This is a genomic window from Prevotella sp. ICM33 (assembly GCF_000517825.1).
Classification (GTDB): Bacteria; Bacteroidota; Bacteroidia; order Bacteroidales; family Bacteroidaceae; genus Prevotella; species Prevotella melaninogenica.
The window spans coordinates 1-20,076 of the sequence record NZ_JACD01000048.1 but is presented as its reverse complement, the minus strand read 5'-3'; the positions used below and the strand labels follow the sequence as shown (position 1 = coordinate 20,076).

Annotated in this window: 11 protein-coding genes and 1 riboswitch; of the genes, 6 read left to right on the top strand and 5 right to left on the bottom strand. The window is 41.9% G+C overall.

Annotated features, from left to right (window positions below):
- Positions 1-403 precede the first annotated feature (403 nt).
- From HMPREF1505_RS05465 to HMPREF1505_RS05445, 5 genes are all read left to right on the top strand, one after another.
- The gene (locus HMPREF1505_RS05465) at positions 404-2,914 is read left to right on the top strand and encodes a TonB-dependent receptor (protein WP_036923606.1); all 2,511 of its coding nucleotides are present in this window, start codon (positions 404-406) and stop codon (positions 2,912-2,914) included.
- A gap of 586 nt (positions 2,915-3,500) precedes the next feature.
- Positions 3,501-3,839, top strand: coding sequence for a hypothetical protein (locus HMPREF1505_RS05460; RefSeq protein WP_036923604.1), 339 nt, complete (start codon positions 3,501-3,503; stop codon positions 3,837-3,839).
- Positions 3,840-4,338: 499 nt separating this feature from the next.
- Complete coding sequence (locus tag HMPREF1505_RS05455) at positions 4,339-6,447, top strand: AAA family ATPase (protein ID WP_036923602.1); 2,109 nt, start codon at positions 4,339-4,341, stop codon at positions 6,445-6,447.
- On the top strand, positions 6,447-7,760 hold the full coding sequence (locus HMPREF1505_RS05450) for a hypothetical protein (protein ID WP_036923601.1): 1,314 nt from the start codon (positions 6,447-6,449) through the stop codon (positions 7,758-7,760). Before HMPREF1505_RS05455 ends, HMPREF1505_RS05450 begins: the two co-directional genes overlap by 1 nt.
- Before the next feature lie 374 nt (positions 7,761-8,134).
- The gene (locus tag HMPREF1505_RS05445) at positions 8,135-9,019 is read left to right on the top strand and encodes a SusF/SusE family outer membrane protein (protein WP_036923600.1); all 885 of its coding nucleotides are present in this window, start codon (positions 8,135-8,137) and stop codon (positions 9,017-9,019) included.
- Between the two features lie 935 nt (positions 9,020-9,954).
- Here the strand turns inward: HMPREF1505_RS05445 and HMPREF1505_RS05440 are convergent.
- From HMPREF1505_RS05440 to HMPREF1505_RS05430, 3 genes are all read right to left on the bottom strand, one after another.
- Positions 9,955-10,707, bottom strand: coding sequence for a thiamine diphosphokinase (locus tag HMPREF1505_RS05440; RefSeq protein ID WP_036923599.1), 753 nt, complete (start codon positions 10,705-10,707; stop codon positions 9,955-9,957).
- A gap of 128 nt (positions 10,708-10,835) precedes the next feature.
- The gene (gene pnuC, locus HMPREF1505_RS05435; RefSeq protein ID WP_036923598.1) at positions 10,836-11,462 is read right to left on the bottom strand and encodes a nicotinamide riboside transporter PnuC; all 627 of its coding nucleotides are present in this window, start codon (positions 11,460-11,462) and stop codon (positions 10,836-10,838) included.
- A gap of 386 nt (positions 11,463-11,848) precedes the next feature.
- Positions 11,849-14,233 (bottom strand): TonB-dependent receptor, encoded by a 2,385-nt coding sequence (locus HMPREF1505_RS05430; protein WP_036923597.1) that lies wholly within the window; start codon positions 14,231-14,233, stop codon positions 11,849-11,851.
- A 25-nt stretch (positions 14,234-14,258) separates the two neighbouring features.
- A riboswitch (TPP riboswitch) is annotated at positions 14,259-14,359 on the bottom strand.
- 1,305 nt (positions 14,360-15,664) lie between these two features.
- On the opposite strand from HMPREF1505_RS05430, the gene HMPREF1505_RS05420 reads away from it, so the two are divergent.
- Complete coding sequence (locus tag HMPREF1505_RS05420) at positions 15,665-16,084, top strand: nucleoside 2-deoxyribosyltransferase (RefSeq protein WP_036923595.1); 420 nt, start codon at positions 15,665-15,667, stop codon at positions 16,082-16,084.
- An 89-nt stretch (positions 16,085-16,173) separates the two neighbouring features.
- On the opposite strand, the gene HMPREF1505_RS05415 is transcribed toward HMPREF1505_RS05420, so the two are convergent.
- Complete coding sequence (locus tag HMPREF1505_RS05415; RefSeq protein WP_051412329.1) at positions 16,174-18,786, bottom strand: TonB-dependent receptor; 2,613 nt, start codon at positions 18,784-18,786, stop codon at positions 16,174-16,176.
- On the bottom strand, positions 18,783-19,622 hold the full coding sequence (locus HMPREF1505_RS05410) for a GLPGLI family protein (protein ID WP_036923607.1): 840 nt from the start codon (positions 19,620-19,622) through the stop codon (positions 18,783-18,785). Before HMPREF1505_RS05410 ends, HMPREF1505_RS05415 begins: the two co-directional genes overlap by 4 nt.
- Between the last annotated feature and the right edge of the window lie 454 nt (positions 19,623-20,076).

Below are 20,076 nucleotides of genomic sequence, written 5' to 3'. Positions count from 1 at the left end.
GTACGCTACACCTCCGTCGCTCTTTGTGCCGTCGGCACCTCCGTGACATTGCGTTTACCTCCGTTCCCTCAGTGACTCCGTGTGCCTATTATATAAGAGTTTTAGTCTATCACTCCATATTTCGGAAGAACCACTTTTCTAAGCAAATCCTTATCCCGAACTGGCGTAACAACTACGAAAGACATCAAGCATACCACCCCCTCTCCCCTTTGGAGAGGGGCAGAGGGGTGAGGCTTTTTCCCTACTTTTAGGTATTGCACTATTCCTTACAACATCCTACCTTTGCATTAACAAATCAAAGGCGAGCTCTAGAATCATTGATAAGGTCACAAAAAGCCCTATGGGGCGTGCTGTGACTATATCGAAGATTTACAGAACATGCCTGAATTTAAAACAATTTAAAATGATAAAGAAAAGAACCGTAAAACAGATTTTATGTAAATCGGCGTTTGTTTTCGCCGCTACGTTCGTTCTTTCGTTGCCCACTTACGCAAGGCACGAGAACGAAGTGAAAGTTAATACCGAAGCCAACATTAAGGGATGCGTTGTGGATAGTAAAACACAACAGCCTCTTTCGCACGCTAGCGTGCTGGTCTTGGGTACAGTTATCACTACCACCACCGATGCCGATGGCCATTTTATGCTGCGAAATCTGCCTGTGGGAAAGGTGATTGTGGAAGTGCGCTCGGCTGGTTATAGGGCTTACAAACACGAGGTGACAACGCAAAAAAATAATACCCATGAGCTGAATGTGATGCTCAAACCCGACGAAATTGCGCTCGACGAGGTTGTTGTGTCGGCCAATCGTAGTCAAACACTTAGACGTGAGTCGCCTGTGGTTGTGAATGTTCTGGACACGAAGTTGCTCGAGTCTACCCATTCTACAACCTTGGTGCAGGGTTTAAACTTCCAACCAGGCGTGCGAACCGAAGATAATTGCACCAATTGCGGATTCTCGCAGGTACGCATCAATGGGCTTGATGGTCATTATTCGCAAATATTAATCGACTCGCGACCCGTTTTCACGGCCCTTCAAGGTGTTTATGGACTCGAACAGATACCCTCTAACATGGTGCAACGTGTTGAAATTGTTCGCGGTGGTGGCTCGGCGCTCTTCGGTGCTTCGGCCATTGGTGGCACGATCAATATCATTACCAAAGAACCTAGCGAAAATTCGGCCGATGTGGCGCACACCATCACAGGCGCAACAAATGGCTCTACTGCTTTCGACAACAACACCACGGGCAACCTATCGGTTGTTACAACCAATAATAGAGCTGGGTTTTATCTCTATGGACAAAGCCGACACCGCGCTGCTTACGACCGCGATGGCGATGGTTACACCGACCTTCCCACGCTAGATAATAAAACTGTGGGGCTTAGCTCTTTCTTCCGACTCACCGATTACTCCAAAATAACCCTTAAATACCACGGCTTGAAGGAGTATAGACGTGGCGGAAACAAACTTTACTTGCCTGCTCACGAGGCCAATATTGCCGAACAAATCGAACATACCATCAACGGCGGAAGTTTGGGCTACGACCTCTTTAGCCTTAATGGTAAGGGACATTTCAGTGCTTATGCCTCGTTTCAAAACGTTGACCGTAAGAGTTATTACGGAGGACTGGGCGAACTGGCCACCGCTGCCGATGGACTTAAGGCCTTGAACGAAGCCTATAAACTGGGACTTAACCTCGATATGAGCGAAGACGATGCCGCCACGCTGCCCGCCAACCAACAACAAACGCTGGCCGATGCGCAAGCCTACGACAAAGCACAACGAGCCTATAACCTTACGCATAACATCAATTACATAGCTGGTGCGCAATATGTGCACAATTTCGACCGTCTGTGGTTCATGCCTTCGAGTCTTGTTGTGGGGGCCGAATATAGCTACGACCGCATTAAAGACCACTCTCTGGGCTACAACAGCGTGATGGAACAGCGCGTGAATATTGGTAGCTTCTTTGCTCAAAACGAATGGAAAAACAACCATTGGGGCTTGCTTCTGGGCGGACGACTAGACAAACACAACCTTATCTCGCATCTTATCTTTAGTCCGCGCGTTAATCTGCGCTACAATCCCACGCCCAACACCAATTTCCGACTTACTTACGCTGGCGGATTTAGAGCCCCACAGGCTTTTGATGAAGACCTTCATACGCGTATTGCTGATGGCGACCGTGTGAAAATTGCGTTGGCTAAGGATTTGAAAGAGGAACGTTCGCACAGCTTTAGTGCATCGGCCGACCTCTATAAAAGTTTTGGAACAGTACAAACCAACGTTCTTATTGAGGGCTTTTACACACGCCTTAACAACATGTTTGCTACACGCAAACTGGCTGATGATGTGATTATTGATGGCGCACGTGTTGAAGAACGCTTCAATTCTAACGGTGCAACGGTGTATGGAATTAACCTCGAGGGCAAGGCTTCGCTCTCGTCGTGGGCGCAATTGCAAGCTGGTTTTACTTGGCAAAGCAGCCGTTATCGCACGCCCGAAGAATGGGACGACGATGCTGCTCCCGAGTTTAAAACCACTAAACGTCTGCTGCGAACGCCCAACACCTACGGATATTTCACCCTCACTGTGCATCCCACCATCGATTTTGCCCTATCGTTATCGGGCGTTTACACGGGTAGAATGTATGTTGGCCACCCCAAAGGGGGGAGCGAGCGCACCAACGACTTTGCTATCATTGAGCACACTCCCGCGTTTCTCACGCTTAACCTGAAGCTTGCCTATAATTTCTACATAACTAAGCAGGTGAAATTGGAGGCTAGTGCGGGGGTGCAAAACATGCTCGATGCTTACCAAAAGGATTTGGATAAAGGGGCTTCGCGTGCCTCCGACTATGTTTACGGACCTACTCAACCCCGCAGTTTGTTTCTTGGGGTGAAGTTTTCGTACTAGGTATTATGTCTTTTTTACCCAAAAACAGTGGGTAGAGTTGTTTTGATTTTGTGTATTGCTGGATACATTGCCGTTGTTGTTATTGAAAATGTGGTGCACTACGCTCAAACAATATCATAGGCAAGATGCCGACAAGCCAACAAAAGATGAACTGGATGAAATGTAAGCAACATCAATTGTGTGATTAGTGGTCTTACAATTGATTTGGGTTTAAAAAGCTGGGTGTAATGATTGAAAGCTACGGTAAATAGACTTTACAAAACGCATTTCAGTACTACACCACTTCTAGAAAGGCAAAAACGCCTGTAGGCGATGCCAGTGGCACAATGAGCGACGGAGATGAAGCGTACAGATTCCTGATAAGTTTTGGGGTAAATGCTTTGGGCATAAAATCTCTAATAAAACTGGCAAATAACCTCCGTTTCTCCACGCACCGACGGTGCCTCTGTGACTTCCATTGCCTTGTATGCAATAAGCCTCTGTACACTCCTTTTCTCTGTGTGACATTCCGTCAGAGTTCAAAATTTAGGCGGACAGCCTTATGATTCCAAGTTTCAGAAGACCCAACAAAATGAGTAATTAAGCAATGAAAACCTATGATTTCCATTATTCTGTTCACGAGGTGGACGGAAAACTATTTAAGTTGATTGAATGCTCTACATGGCCTCGCCTGAATGTTCAGGTGATTGATACCACGCCTGACCGCTTTGAAGACGATTTAAATGTGATTAAAAGTCGTTCTCTTTGCGGTTATTCTCCCCATGATAAAACCTTTATTCTCAAGCATGCAGGTGGAGAAGGCAACGGCGAATTAAAACAAAGTAATCTCGATGAGATTTTCGACGGCATGAATGAGATTATGAATGCTGCGGTGAAGTGGTGGATGAAAAATAAAAAAACACTTAACACAACACACAACAAGTAGCCCCTCCCCCTTGCCCCTCCCCCAAGGGGAGGGGAGTAGAATGCGCGATATCCCTTTGATGTTTGATATAAAATAAAATTTGTAAACATAAAATAACGATATGTCAGACAAAGTCGCTATATTTGTAGTTCGGCACTTTAAAACAAACTTTCCTGTCACTTCTGTCATCGGTTGTGAGTGTTTAACTTGTTGATTTACAATGAACTCTACGCAAATGTTAAAATGACAGCAAATGAAAATAAAAGTAAGTTTGTGAGAAGTGTTGTAATTGAGGCAGACTTTATTAGCCTATTTGGGATGTACCATAGGTTATAGTGTTTACTTTGCATATCTATCTTCTTGTATGAGATTGTGATAAAGACTTTGTTGTAGAAGTAGATAAAGAAATATCTGCTTAATCAGACAAGGTGCTGTATTGGATATAAATCTGATGATTGATGTACAGATTTTTTCTGATGCATATGTATGAATGAAAATATAACAGTAAATTGAAACAAATATGATTTTTACTTGGATGCCTTTCTACAAGGAGTTTGCAGAAAAACTTCTTCAGTTTCAAACGGATAGGAAGAAACTGCTTAAACTAATATATAATAATAGAGCAACTCTCTTAGCAGACTACCTTCACGACGAAGGTGGTAAGGATGATTTATTCACAGACATTGATCCGTTTACTACTTTCGGAATATTTAATCGAGGTGTTAAAAAAGAAAATAGAATCCGCTCTGCAGAATTATTTAAGGATCTTCTGAATATGTCAGCTAATGTTCCAGAAGACTTTGTAGGTATTCCTATCCTTAATAATCAGAAGTCTCATTTCTTTGGTTTTAGAAGGGATCGTGAAGATGATGATATTGATAATCTTTGGAGTTTGTTTGTAAAAGTAGTTAAGAAAGAGAACTTCGAAGACGAATATAATATAGTCATAAGGCAATATATTATACGTGTAAATATAACAATGGCTTTGTTCTGGATTCGTCCAGAAGATTTCTTGGCTTTTGACAGTACGAATAGAGCATATTTGAAAGAACATTATGGTGTTATATTACCAAATAAAGCTCCAGAATATTCAGAGTATATGAGTATACTTAATGATATAAAGGCGAAAATGAAGAAAGGTGTTATAAAGGAAAAAACATTCTATGAACTTTCTGCAAATGCGAACAATGGAACATTAGATGAGGCAGAACTAACATGGTATGATGATGTTGTCCGTACATGGGAGCGACGTAAGAACATAGTGTTATATGGTGCGCCGGGTACTGGTAAGACTTATGACGTACCAGAGCTTGCTGTTCGTCTTTGTGATCCGGCGTTTATGGCTGCAGAACCGAGTAGGGAGGAGATAGTAAGCAGATACAATCAGCTTAAAACGGAAAAGCGTATTGCCTTTACTACCTTTCATCAGTCCTTAGACTATGAGGATTGGATTGAGGGATTACGCCCTGTTGTCAACGAGAATAGTCAAGTAACCTACGAGATTGAAAGCGGAATCTTCAAGAAGTTGTGTGAAGAGGCAGAACGCCCTGTGGTTAAGGACAAGCAGGTGGGTATCGCCGATAATGCTGTTGTCTGGAAGGTTTCACTTGCAGGCACGGGCGATAATCCAGTACGAAGCGACTGTATGAAGAATAGCTATATCCGTATCGGGTGGGATGGTTATGGTCCAGTTATCTCGGATGAGACCGATTGGAGTATTTATAATGGTGAAGGAAAGCAGATATTAGATGCTTATATCAATAAGATGAAGATAGGCGATATCGTTATGTCTTGTTATTCAAGTCAGACGATTGATGCCATTGGCGTTGTTGTTGGTGATTATGAGTTTGAGGATAAATTCCCTAACTATAAGCGTGTTAGACGTGTTAACTGGCTTGTAAAGAATATCAATGAGAACATTGTAGAGATGAATGATGGTAAGACAATGGTAGAGTCTTCTGTCTACCGTTTGAATTCTATTACGCTTAATGATGTAAAGTCAATTCTTGAGAAGTACGATACTTCTTCTAAGATGGAGGAGAACGACAAAGCCTATGTGATGGTTATTGATGAGTTGAATCGTGGAAATGTGTCGAAGGTGTTTGGTGAACTGATAACACTGCTCGAAGCAGACAAGCGTAAGGGACGTATTAATGCTGAGAGTGTGGTGCTGCCTTACTCTAAGAAAGCTTTTCATATTCCAAACAATGTCTACCTGATTGCAACCATGAATACTGCTGACCGCTCTTTAGGTTCGCTTGATTATGCTATCAGACGACGTTTTGCCTTCATAGCAGAGAAGCCATTTGGCTTAGATGTAAAAGGATTCGATGAGGATCTGTTTGAGAAGGTTAGTAGTCTGTTTGTTAAGAACTTTGATGATTATAAAGAGAGTGGTTGGGACCCAACAATGAAACTCGAACCCGCAGACACGCTGTCTGATGAATATAAGCCAGAAGATGTTTGGATTGGTCATAGTTACTTCTTAATGCAAGATGAGGAAGATAACACGAGCAATCGTCTTCTCTATGAGATTATCCCGCTTTTAGAGGAGTATGTTCGTGATGGTGTGCTGACAGCAGAGGCACAAGGTGTTATTGACGCATTATATAAGCAAGCAACTGAGTAATGAGAGTAGTGCAACTTCAAGAGCAGTTGTTGGGGAATAATCCTCTTCAGCAAACTGAGTGTGAGGCTATCATCCCTTATATGGATGATGGCTCAGAAGTTGTGCGTGGGGTTAAAAGAGGGCGTGAGGAGAAGGAACTCTGTCTTAAGCTATCTCGTAAAGCGGATAGCATCTGTGCCACTGGCTCTTATTTCGTTGGGGTAGACTGGATTAAGGAGGAGGAGTTAGCTGTGCAAGTCAGTCCTAAGATGAATGACGGCTTTGAGATAGACTATGTTCGTATGTTAAACGAGGCATTAGCAGAACCTGATAACATGGAGCATCTGAAAGACTTACTTACCATTCGTTTTGATAAACCTTCTATCCGTATCAGTCAGCAGCAAGACCTGTTGAGTATCTTCTTGATAACAGAGTATCTGAATATTCTTCAGCGTATCGTAAGAAAGGGTTTGAAGAAGAGTTACTATAGGGTTGAAGAAAACCTAAACAATAAGGTTAAAGGACATATCCTTGTCAGTAGAACGATTCAACGAAACCTTGCGAAGGAGCGTATTACAGACAATGTCTGCCGTTATCAGGTGTATGACATTGACTCACCAGAGAACAGAATACTAAAGAAGGCACTTGCTTTTTGTAAGAAGCAGTTGGAGGTTTATAAGCATGCACTTGACACAAAGGCTTTGGAAAAGAAGATAAGATATGTGCAGCCTTCTTTCGAGCGGGTGGGCGATGAGATAAGTGTTAAGGCAATGAAGACGTTTAAGGGGAATCCTGTTTTCAAAGAATACTTCACGGCTGTTGAGTATGCACAACTGCTGCTAAGACGTTTCAGTTATGACATTACACTTGTTGGTAAAAGCCAGATAGTCACGCCTCCGTTCTGGATAGATATGAGCAAGCTCTTTGAGTTATATGTTTTTGGTAAACTTAAGAAGATTTTTACAGGGAAAAGAGAGATTCAATATCATGTGAAAGCTCATTATCAAGAACTTGATTATCTTCTGAAACCGACAGAGTGGACTGAACCCTACGTTATTGATGCGAAATATAAACCACGTTATAAGCAGGGTGGTGGTATAACTATGGACGATGCAAGGGAAGTGAGTGGTTATGCCCGATTAAGCAAAATCTATAAAGAATTAGGTTTGAATGAAGAAACTGCACTGCCTATTAAGTGTCTCATTATCTATCCCGACCAAGATCAAGAAGAGCGATTTACCTTTACAAGAACGGAAGAACCAGCGTTTGAAAAGGTCTCTAATTATGTACGTTTCTACAAATTAGGAATCAGATTGCCTGTTATTTCTGTGTGAACCATTATTAACTCAATCGTTTTTTCCTTTTATTTTCGTCCCTTTTTTAGGTCTTTATTGTTTTATAATGTTATTTCTTACTTTATATTTTTCTATAAAGTAGTGCTTTTCTATTGTCTTTTTATTAGTTGTTATATATCTGATAATAAGGTGATTATGATTTAATTTGAGGTTTAGAAGGTTATTGAAAGACTTATATTGATTTATATTATAGCCGTAGGAAGTTTGTATTCGCTTTTAGTTTCGCTTTTTCTTCGTAATATTGTAGTTGAAAAGGAAAGATAAGAAACCTAAATCTTTGTTGATAAGAAAAAGGACTTCGAGTTGTATTACGAAATAAATCAGATTTTAATAACCTTTTAATATATAAATTTATGGGATTAAAAACATTTACAAAATCTATTTTATGTTGCGCTTTATTCGTTGTTGGCGCATTGTCTGCAAAAGCTGCTGATCGCTTAGTAATCGTCGGTAACGCTACGTGGGGTGGTTGGAATCTTGGTCAATCTACCGTTATGCAGAAGTCTGATGAGAATGTTGATGTCTTCAAGGCAACTGTTCATTTGGATGCAAACAAGGAGTTTAAGTTCTTGACCGAGCTTGATTGGGGTAAGTTGGAGTATCGTGCTGGAGCGAGTTCTGTTACCTTACAGTCGGGTGTTGAGGCTCCATTGGTTAGCAGCGAAGATGAGCCTACCGATGGTAAGTTCTTTGTTTCTGAGTCTGCCAACTATGATATTGTTTGTAATTTGGCTACGAAAAAAGTGGTTGTTACCAAGGCTGCTTATCAGGCAACAGCATTGAAGCACACTGCTTTATGGATGATTGGTAGTGCTACAAAGGGCGGTTGGAGTATCGGTGAAGGAACGATTATGAAGGCAGATGCAACTAATCCTGCAAAGTTCTCAGTACGAACAGAGTTGAAGGCTGGTGAGTTGAAGTTCGGTACGAATGTTTATGCTGGCTTCGATCAGATGTTCTATTTGCGCGACTTGTCAGACGAGGGTAAGATTGTCTTTGGTGGTGATGATAACAAATGGAACTTCACAGAGGAGGCTACATACGATGTTACCGTTGATGTTGCTGCGATGACAGTGTCATTTACTAAGGTTGATCCAACAGCGATTAGCACTGTAGAGACAGCAAACAATGCACCTGCAGTTTACTACACATTGAGCGGTGTGAAGGTTGAGAAGCCTGTTGCTGGTGTTTATGTAAAGCGTCAGGGTGGTAAGTCTGTGAAGGTTGTAGTGAAATAAAACCTTGTTTCTTACCATAAGATGAGTAAGAAATAGGTTCTTCCGTTAAATCCAAATCGGTCATTAGAGGCTAAACATATTGTGGTCTAATGACCGATTGGGGTTTAATGTGTGTGCGCTTTTCGTATTGTTTTAACGGAAGAACCGAAGTTACTCATTAAACAAAAACATAGTTAAGACAGTCAACTATTTGTCCTATTATCACTCTCTGACATTGAAAAACACTTCGAAAATCTGCAGAAAAGGGTTTGAAAAACTATTACAAAATTGCAAGTAAGACATCTATAAATAACGGCAAAAACACATACAAAAAGTAGGTTTGTAACCAACAGCAAATCAATAAGTTATAAAGTAGTAAAGTAAAAGGTGCTTAATTGCATTCCAAAAGGGCGTTAGTTAGAGCTCAAAAGGGCATCTTTTGCAAGTCAATTAGGCGTCTTTAAGAAGCCAAAAGAGCATGTATTGTGTTTGAACGGTATGAAAATAGCTTACAAAAGTCAATGACATGGGAATAAATTGGGGTCTTCAGGATTTTGAGTGATGAGTCTTACCACTTAAGGTTAGGTTTCTTATGAAATGTCACACGGAGGGACGGAGAGGACGGAGGATTATTAAAACAAAGCAATGGAAGTCAGGGAGGCACCGTCGGTGTATAGAGCGACGGAGCTTGTTTGCCAATTCTATTAGCAATTTATATACAAAGTGTTTATCCCAAAATCGTTATCAAGAATCTGTACGCTACACCTCCGTCGCTCTTTGTGCCGTCGGCACCTCCGTAATATTGCATTACCTCCGTCCCCTCCGTGACTCTGTGTGCCTATTATATAAGACTTTTAGTTTATCACTCCATATTTCAAAAGAACCAAAATAAAGCCATATCGACATCTCCCCTACGGAGATGAAGATATGGCATTTTGATTTGTAGAAAAGGTTTGTTATATTTTATGCGTACGGTAAATTATGTAATCACCGTCCGCTTGGATTGTAAATTCATTCGATAAGGCTTCGTTCAGTGTTCCCTGCCATAGCTCGCTGAATGGATAGATATCCCATTTTAGTCCGTTACTACTTAGTTCCTTGCAGGTAGCATTGAAGATACTGACTTGCTGTCCGGGGAATGATTCAAAGCGAGTTGTACCCGATGCTGCAACAAAATATCCATAGTCGGTTACCATCACTGGGTCGATAGCCAACTGGCGATAGTAATAGAGCATGAGAGAGATGTTGCCCAAAGTATGATCTTCACGCTTGCCAGTTGCTCCGAGGTAGCAGAAGCGAGGACGAGTATGGGTAGATGCGTCCATCTTCAAGTGTGAACGAGCAAAGAGCGTTGCCTTCGTAAGGTCGTTAAACTCCTGCTCTGAAATCGGATGATAGATGTGTGCATAGCGTTGTTTCAACTCTTCTGAAAGTGAGTCGCCATCACCTACCACTGCTGTTGGCTCTATGTCATATTCAAGTAAATCCTCCAAAGCACCATCACAAACTATCAGATTCTCTGCAGTACGTAGGATGTGAAGGGGTAGGACGTGGGTTGGGAAGTCGCCAGCAGCAAGGATGACGGTACTAAAACCTCCCCCGAAGACCTCCCCTAACCCCTCCAAAGGAGGGGAAAGCCTAACGGAGTGTTCGTTGGGAATGTGTTGTTGTTGTCCGTTCTTATTATTTTCTTTATTATTGATAATCATTTATCTTGCTATTCTAATTCTAATCTTTCTCCCTTTCGAGATACTTTGTATTCGTTTTATTTATTGCTGTAACTTTTTCTTCAACCTATCAATATAATTTGGAGAACTCTAAAGGAACCTTTCTTCCGTTAGGCATCCCCCTCCTTTGGAGGGGTTAGGGGAGGTTCTTCCCTATTTGCACTCCCCTCCTTTCGGAGGGGTTGGGGGAGGCTCCTCCTCCACTTAAAGTACCCTGCCACTGCAATAACAGCATAGAAAGCATAGAGTCCTGCGGTGAAAGGAATCTCTTTATATACATAAAGTCCTGCTAATTCGATGTCGACAACAATCCATATCCACCACTGTTCGATGTATTTCTTTGCTAACGCCCACAGCCCGATGAAGCTGAGTGCATTGCCGAAGCTATCTAATACCGGTACGGTAGAGTTTGTGAACTTGATGAGGATGATATAAAGTGCAGCCCAGAGAAGGAGGAAGACAAGCAGTGAGGGGAGTATCAACTGTCGAGGATAGTGTGTGATAGGAATCTCCTCCGCCCCTTTCTTCCTTCCGAACTTCCAATACAAGAAACCATAGATGGCTGCTAAGGTATAGTATATCTGCATTCCAAAGTCCGCATACAGTCCTGCCTCGTAATAGACAAACATATAGATGACAGGCATAATAATCCCCGTCAACCAAAGCCATATACTCGCTTTGTATTCTTGATAGATGTAAATTAGGCCGACGATGCAGCCCAGCATGTCTAATGTCATAATGAATATGAAAGAAAAGCGACCAACAACAAACCATCAGCAATCCACCCACCAACTGGCTGGCCCACCAACCGGCCCCTCCCCCTTCCCCTCCCCCGAAGGGAGGGGCGTAGAATGCGTGATACCCCTACATGAGATTACAAGTGGATAAGTTTACGTGTAAACAAGTTGTCCTGCTTGAGTATTGACTCTTTTTACAAGCAATCTACAAGCATACCCCTTGTGATTAACATGAGTTTACAAGTGGACAAGTTTACGTGTAAACAAGTTGTCCTGCTTGAGTATTGACTCCTTTTACAAGCAATCTACAAGCATACAGTACAATTCACGCCCCTCCCTTCGGGGGAGGGGAAGGGGGAGGGGCCAGTTGTTAGGTCTTGTTCTATTTAAAACTTCACCGCAACACTTCCCATCACATTAAACCCTGCCATTGGGATAAAACCAATCTGTGTATAACGGTTCTCGTTAGGATGACCGTTGTTGTCGAGGATTGTGCTGTACACCCATCCGCTGGCTGCATAATGGCGATTGAAGATATTGTTGAGGTTCACACCGAAGACAACTTCCTTCAAACCAGCAATGTGCTTGGTAGGACGAAGGGTATAGCTGAGGTTGACATTCGTCTGTGAATAGCATGGCAACGAACGTGTCATATTCTCGGTATTGTCGAGATACTGACGACTGACGAAGTTTGTATGCCATACTGCCTCAAAGCCTTTATAATGGAGATTGAGCATACCATTGAGTATGGCTGATGGTGAGAACGCCAAAGTAGAGTGGTTGTAATGAATCTTACGGAAGGAAGCCTCCCAGTCAACACTTGCCATCTCGTCAAAGTCCTTGATGATATTACGACTCAAAGCAGCGTTACCCTCAACGGTCAACCATGACAGTGGGCTCCAGCCTGCCTCCAACTCAGCACCCATACGATAGCTGTCCTTGATGTTTGTAGTCAGATTCGCACCGATATCACTCTGTGCACCAGTCTGTACAAACTGGTTGTTATAGTTCATATAATAGAGGTTTACCCCTGCTCTCCAGTTGCGACCATTGTATTGATAGCCCATTTCGATATCCACCATACGCTCTGGCGATGGTGCAGGATAACTACCGTTGTTGGTGAAGTTATTACGTTCTGGCTCACGACTGGCATGCGCAATAGATGCATAAGCCTTGTGACCACCACGATAATAGCTGATTCCTGCTTTCGGATTTACGAAGTCATAACGCTCGTTGATGTCTAAGAGCTGGTTCTGATAGCCACTGCCGACCTTATAGAAACGGTCGTTCTGACCATCAGTCATATATTCTACATGACGGATCTGCAGGTCCATAAACACGTTCCAATAGTCTGCAAAGTTGTATTTTGCCTTGAAGAATCCGCTGTAATCATACTTATGTGCCTTAGAATCATAATACTTATAATCATTGCCACCAGCACGATACTTCGCATCTGCCTCCTCATTCTTTATATAAGTAAGGTAGCCGAAGTGACTGCCACGGAACAGCTGCAGGTTTAGTCCGCCTGTCACATCCCAACTCTCGTCCTTGTAATTGCTGGTGTAAACAATGCCGTAGGTGTGCTGTGACAAACCTTTCAGGCGTACGAAGTCTGACTTCTTAATAAACTTACCATTGCTATCGGTGAATGCCAAACCGAATTTTGCAAACTTCGTGTTATGCTTAAATTCGCTGTAATAGCCGTAACCGTAGGTGTAATGCAGGGTTACGTTATGACTCCAATGGTTGGAAGGGTGGAAAGCAAACGATAAGAGGTTATGATTCTGATAGAAATTATCTGTCGTCTTGTTCCAGAATGATCCGTCACGCATCGTGTAACGTGCTGTCTGATAGTTGCCATTCCCATCCTTTACGAAGGCTCCGTTAGCATCGGTCTGCAGGTATTCATAGAGTTGGTTGAATTTACCTAACCCTCTCTCGTACATATCTTTATAGGTCATGATACCAGTCTTAGCACCGTAGGTGCCATCCATTAGACTCAAGTCATTACTACCCGTAACGACACCATTCCATGCCTGTCCAGTCTTCTCGAAGTTGCCGATGTTCTTATAGCTGATGCGGAAGTTATCGCCCAACCATGTTAGTCCACCATAGTAAGAACCCGAACGTCCACTCGTTCCGTTGACATATCCGTCTGTTGCGGTCTCGTGATAGGCTCCATCGAAGACAAGATGATTGAAGAGCAGACCCGTGGAGAACTTCACACCTGCGTTATACGTATTGTATGAACCGTATGAACCACTCACCTCTACGCTTGGTTTTCTACTTGGTGCACTCGTTGCCAACGACACCGAACCACCGAAAGCACCGTCGCCATTGGTTGAAGTACCGATACCACGCTGTATCTGTACACTATTCATCAGCGATGCGTAAGAGTTCATGTTTGCCCAAAAGACCGTCTGGTCCTCAGGCGAATTGAGTGCAACACCGTCTAAGGTGATGTTGATTCTACTGCCCGCAGCACCACGGATGCGCATTGCTGCCGTACCCGTTCCGAGTCCGTTCTCGCCCCAAGCTAATACGCCCGGTGTCTGTGAGAGGAGGAAAGGCAGTTCACGTCCACTCTTTGAAAACGCCTCAAGTTCCGTTTTTTTGATATTAGAAACAGCGTATGGTGCACTCTTTGGTACACGTACACCTGCCACGACGACCTCGTCAAGATGCTGTTGTCTCAGTGTGTCCGTCACTGTTTGTGCCTTAATGGCTGCCACGCACGTCAGTGCAGCAGTAAATAGGATAATTCTTTTCATATCCCAGGTTGATGATTTAAGAAAAAAGTATAAGGGGGAATCTTCCTACGCCGGCATTATCCGTATCAGGTCAATGGGTATAATCTCAGCAAGCCCAAACAGGCAAGCACCCCTTAGTTTCCATTTTGAAAACCATTGCAAAAGTAATACTTTCTTATCAAACTGCCAAAAGTAATCTGTACAAATATCGTATGCGCGTGTTTATATTCGTGTCTTTCTATACGTGGAGTGGTAAAATTAGCTCAGCAGAAATATTGAGGAATAAATCAAAACTCTTACATATAAAGCACACAGAGCCACAGAGTTGACAGAGCTAATGGCAATATCATGGAGGTGCCAGTGGCACAAAGAGCGACGGAGATATAGCGTACAGATTCCTCATACCTTTTGGGATAAATATTCTGAACAGAATGTGTCTAATATGATTGGCAAACAAGCTCTGTCGCTCCATGCACCGACGGTGTCTCCGTGCCTACCGTTGTTTTGTCTTAATAATTCTCCATTTACTCCGTGCCTCTGTGTGACATTTCTTTAAAACTCTAAACTCAAGAGGTAAACCTTATCTCACCAAACTACTGTTGACCTATAAATATTCTCTTATGGAAGAAACTATTACACTTCTCACAATATAAGTTTAGTTTTGATTTGCTGTCACTTTTAACATTTTAAGTAACCCCCATGAAAACCAACGATTTATCTTGTGCTTTTAAGTGATAGCAGTGACAGCAAAATTGAAATACGCAAAAAGGAAAGAAGATTAGAAGTGTCTAAAACCATAGATTTCATGATTTCATAGCTAACATTACTATTAAGGTCAATCGTGCAACAACTTGTTGCACAATTAGAATAAATCTCAGAAGTACTTTCGGTACTCGGTCGTAACAATGCCATGTAGACAGAATAAATCTCCTTTTGTCTTTTTTCTTTCTGTCCTTCTGTCTTTATTTGTCTTTTTGTCATTCTGTCTCTTTTTGTCATTCTGTCTCTTTTTGTCATTCTGTCTTCTTCCGTCCTTCTGTATTGTAAAGATAATTCTAATCTCGAAAATCAAAAAGGCATTAATTACCTTTCAATTAACGCCCTTTTAGTTTGCAAAAGATGCCCTTTAAGCCCCTTACTAACGCCCTTTTGAAGTCCAATTAAGCACCTTTTCTGTATCGCCTTTGTAACTAATTGAATTTCTGAATGTTGTAGACTTGCTCCTTATGCGTGTTTTCTACCTTTGTTTTAGGTGTTTTACAGGATTTGATGTAAATATTTTTCACTAAACACTCCGTATTTTATAGCTTGCAAATGGATAGCGATTTTATGTCGGCAGGAGGATACTAAAAGAGGTTATTGGCTATCTAAGTCATCTGTTTCTCACTATAAAGTGTTATCTTTGTGGGCGAGTATTACTCATGTATGTTTTATCAACGAAAGCATTGTGTTATGAATAAAAAGGTTTATTTCGCAGGTTCTATCCGTGGTGGAAGGGAGGATGCGGCTGTGTATAAGCGGATTATTGACTATATCAACAGGACTGATACAGTACTGACGGAGCATATTGGTTTAGGGAGTTTGAGCGTTAAGGCACGTACAAAAGAGGATGATGTACATATATATGAGCGTGATACAGAGTGGCTTAGGTCATCCGATGTGCTGATAGCAGAATGTACGAACCCCTCTCATGGCGTTGGTTATGAATTAGCATACGCTGAGGCTCGTAATATCCCTGTCCATATCTTCTATGACAAGCGCAAAGCCAATATCTCCGCTATGCTGAATGGCAACGCCTATTTTAAGGTTTATCCATACGAGAACGAAGCGGAGATATATCCCGTTCTGGATAACATCTTAGGAAATAAGTAGGGCGATTTAATTGAGAAAAATCAATATTTGTGGTTGACTGTATTCTCCTATTCTTGTCAAGATAGGGACGAACACACTTGCCTTTTCAGTTATAATGCAAAGTGAGAAGTGAGCATCACACTTCTTGGACGAAGCTGGTAGAGGGTGTAGCTTTCGGAAAGATTGCTGTTAGAACGATAGATAAAGGTTTTTGTATTGAAGACATTATCGACGTTCAAAACGAATTGTATCTTCTTTTTTGTTTTAAAGGTGATACTAAGATTCATAAAGGTGTAATCCTTTTTATCCGTAAAACCACTATTATGCGTGTATTGTAGGTTGGTGTTAAGTATCAGTCTGTCAGGGATAAAAGCTATGGAGAGCGCAGCCTCATTACTAAAGTTGCGAATCATATTTGTGTAGTTACCCGACTTTGATTGAGAGATTGCCCATCGACAGTTCTCTGTCAGGCGGATGTTCTTGATAAGATTAAAGGCAAGGTTGCCAGAGACGAAGAAACTATTATACTGATAGTCGGTGATGACAGACTGGCGGAGTATCTTGCTTGTGTTAGTCGAATAATCAGCTGTTGCCCCGATACTCATGTCGTGCCAAGTAATCTCCTTTCTTACATTTGCCGTCATAGAGAAGTTGTTCTGGTGGTTCGGAGCATATTCAGCTTGCAATAGTGTATGTGCATTCTGGTCGATTGTCGTACCATAAATCATGTCACTCCATGAGCGACTAACCGCCCCAGAGAGGTAGGCAAAGAACTGATGCGGGATATTCTTGTAGTGTATCTTCCCATGTATAGATGCCGATTTGTTTTCCGATAGATTCATCTTGTAGCGGTTCAGTGTCCTATAGTTGCTCATCAGATAAGCAGTGAACAGACTTCTCCAACTCGTAGGAAACATCCCGTAACTCCCTCCTGCAGAAAGCGTCCAATTGTCTGTTGCTTTCCAAAGCATTGTAAAAGATGGCGAGAAGAGTAGGGTTGTGCGCTTTCCTTTCGTCGTCTCGTTAGCTATCGGTTCGTTATCCACCTTTGTGTAGTTGAGCGATAAAGGCAGATTGAACGATAGGCGGAAAGTGTTTTTGACATATTGTAGGTTGGCTCCCAAGTTGCTTTTCATTTGCAAGTAGCCCATGTCTCCGCTCGTCGCCATCGTCACAGCTGTATCATTTAATAGACTTTTTAGTCCCACATATTCAATATTCAGTTCTGCGGAAGGCGCAAGGGTCCAGTTGTGTTTTCGGATGTTTCTTATCAAAGTGAGACAGTTGTAACTTCCCATGTTTGAGAGTCTCGCATCTTGTCTTGCCTGCATGTCCCCTTCAATGGCGAGAGCTTGTGGATTTGTCTGTACAAAGTTGGTTGTCTTCAGCTTAAAACCTCCTCCATTGGTTGTACGCTGAATCCATTCTGTATGATTGTTCAGTCCTAAGTTTCTGTTAAAGGCATGTTGCTGGATACGTGCATTGTTTGACAAAGTTAGTCCATTGTCGTCACTCCAGTTCCCTGATAAGTCAAGTGTGTTTTTAAGATAAGTCTTACTGCCGTTGTTCTCAAAATGCAACTGCATTGTGGCAGCGTTCGTCGTATTACGTGCAGAAATGTCTTCTGTCATCATACGAGTACTTGCATCGGGGAGCAGATAAGTGGTTTGCGAATAGCTACTTTGCCGTTGGATATCGTGCCTGTAGGTAATGTTATACTTTATTTCCGCCGTCTCACTTAGTTTGTTGAGATTACTGAAACAGATGTTATGCTGATTGTTACGTAGACTCTTACCTACAGGAGATGACCCCGGAAAGATGATGGATGTTAGGTGAGAGGCTCCGATATTACTCCCATCATAGTATGATTTAAACCAATCAATGCTTGAACCGTTATTATCTGTTTCGTAATAGAAAACGTGCTGTTGTCTTTGTGCGAAGTACATAAGGGCAGCATTGACTTCTCTCAAAAAACCATTAGAATCGAAGCCTACACCTAAGTCTATGGTCTTTAGCCATCTGCCCTTTGCTTTCTTCTTTAGCCTTAAGTTGATAGCTGCCGATTCAGGTGGTATCTGATCCTGCAATGCCTTGATGTGTTCATGGTTTTCCATCACCTGTACCGTACTGACATCCTCAGCCTTAATACCATTCGTGGCGATGCTATACTTGCCCGCAAACATATCCATGTTCTCAATGTAGAAATGGTTGATAGGTACGCCTTGATACTTCACCATGCCACCTTCTAACGTGATACCTGGCAGCTGTTTGAGAATATCACCGATTGTTCTGTCCTGTCCTTTCATATAGGCAGAGACCAAGTAGTTCAGTGTGTCCCTACTTCCCCATAGCTTTCTTGCCTTTATCTCCACTTCTTTCAGGGTGATACTCTCATAGACAGCATTGAAGTTAACGGTCTGACTCGTTGGCGTTATCCGCTTCACCTGCCGTTTTATATTGAATCCTGTCAGGCTTAAAAGAAGGTTATCATTTGTTCGTGGATAGCTGATAGCGTATCTGCCGTCTTCATTGGTCACACTACTCGCAAGAATGGAAGAATCCTTCTCTTGTATGATTGTAACAATGCAACCATCCATAGGTTGATGTTTATTATCAACCACACGTCCAGTAATAGTCAGAGAGTCTCTCTGACTATTCTGAGCCTTACTGTTTATAGACAATAAGCCGATAAACGATAGTAAGATAAGTATGCGTCTTATCATTCTCGTTCCAAAGAATTGTCGAATGTGAAGAGCTTTAGTTTTACAACTTGTCCACTGAAATTAGTCGCAGTGAAGTTGTAGCCATAGCTCTCAAGGTAGCCTGCAGGATCTTTCAGCAATAGTTTCTCTTGTTTTCGTGTGTTCTCACGAGAAGTCTTTACATAGTTTCTGTCAAGGAAATAGATAGGGGTTACTGTCTTAGGTTTTTCTATGCCAGTAACCGTCCAGTGATAATCCCCTTCTTCGGTTTCAGCCTCCATAACCAAGCCAGGCAGTCCTGTAAACTTCCAAGGACCATAGGAAAGTGGAATCTTGGTAGTGAACCATACCTTATAATTTCTTCCTCGATAAGAACAGGTTGCGGCTGTACAATCGTAGTCTAAAAGCATTTTATGCTCGGTTGTAAGCTTCCATTGCATCTTTGGAGTAGTCTCTTGATAAAGGTAAGAGCCAGCCCCGTCCATATTGTAAATAACTGTTGTCTTTCCCTTTGGATAGCCAATATAGGTTTCACCAACGTTAGCGACGAGTTTCATAGCTGCTCTTGAGCCACGCTTCCCATTACGTAGAAAGGCTTTAGCCATTCTTAGGTCGGCATTATGTTCACTCTCCACAAAGCTCTGGCAAACCTTACGTCCAATGTAAGTATATACCTTTTCATGGTCAGGATTATTCTGTCCTGATAGGTCATATTTAACGGTTAGGTCATAAGAAACAATCAGCTGCGTTGTGTCGATTGCTGTATGCTTAAAAACATCCTGTTCCTTCATTTCCTGTGCATTTGCGGATACCGATAAGGTTAGCGCAATGAGTAGTAGTTTAATCTTCATATTCATAGTTATATCATCTATTAGGTAAATCAAAAAACGAGTACAATTTTACGAAATCTTTTTGTAAAATGCAAGTGAATGTTTCTTTAAGTTTAAATTATTTTTGATTCTTCTGTTAAATGTGTGGACGCTTTTCGTATTGCTTTAGTGAAAGAACCAAAGTTACTCGCTAAACAAAAAACATTGCTAAGATTGTCAACTATCTATCTTATTCTCATCCTCTGACATTGAAAACCATTTCTTTTTATACTTCGAAAATATGCAGACAAGGATTTGAAAAACCATTACATATTTTCAAAGAAAACATCTATAACTAACGTTAAAAACATATATATGAATCAAGTTTGTAACCATAAGAAAATCAATTAGTTATAAAGTGGTAAGGTGAAAGATGCTTAATTGGACTTCAAAAGGGCGTTAGTAAGGCTCTTAAAGGGCACCTTTTGCAAGTCAATTAGGC

Excerpts from the sequence above, each read along its gene's own strand:
- HMPREF1505_RS05465 (WP_036923606.1), top strand. The coding sequence starts at position 404 with ATGATAAAGAAAAGAACCGTAAAACAGATTTTATGTAAATCGGCGTTT.
- HMPREF1505_RS05455 (WP_036923602.1), top strand. The coding sequence starts at position 4,339 with ATGATTTTTACTTGGATGCCTTTCTACAAGGAGTTTGCAGAAAAACTT.
- pnuC (WP_036923598.1), bottom strand. The coding sequence starts at position 11,462 with ATGACATTAGACATGCTGGGCTGCATCGTCGGCCTAATTTACATCTAT.
- HMPREF1505_RS05445 (WP_036923600.1), top strand. The coding sequence starts at position 8,135 with ATGGGATTAAAAACATTTACAAAATCTATTTTATGTTGCGCTTTATTC.
- HMPREF1505_RS05420 (WP_036923595.1), top strand. The coding sequence starts at position 15,665 with ATGAATAAAAAGGTTTATTTCGCAGGTTCTATCCGTGGTGGAAGGGAG.
- HMPREF1505_RS05460 (WP_036923604.1), top strand. The coding sequence starts at position 3,501 with ATGAAAACCTATGATTTCCATTATTCTGTTCACGAGGTGGACGGAAAA.
- HMPREF1505_RS05450 (WP_036923601.1), top strand. The coding sequence starts at position 6,447 with ATGAGAGTAGTGCAACTTCAAGAGCAGTTGTTGGGGAATAATCCTCTT.
- HMPREF1505_RS05430 (WP_036923597.1), bottom strand. The coding sequence starts at position 14,233 with ATGAAAAGAATTATCCTATTTACTGCTGCACTGACGTGCGTGGCAGCC.
- HMPREF1505_RS05440 (WP_036923599.1), bottom strand. The coding sequence starts at position 10,707 with ATGATTATCAATAATAAAGAAAATAATAAGAACGGACAACAACAACAC.
- HMPREF1505_RS05415 (WP_051412329.1), bottom strand. The coding sequence starts at position 18,786 with ATGATAAGACGCATACTTATCTTACTATCGTTTATCGGCTTATTGTCT.
- HMPREF1505_RS05410 (WP_036923607.1), bottom strand. The coding sequence starts at position 19,622 with ATGAATATGAAGATTAAACTACTACTCATTGCGCTAACCTTATCGGTA.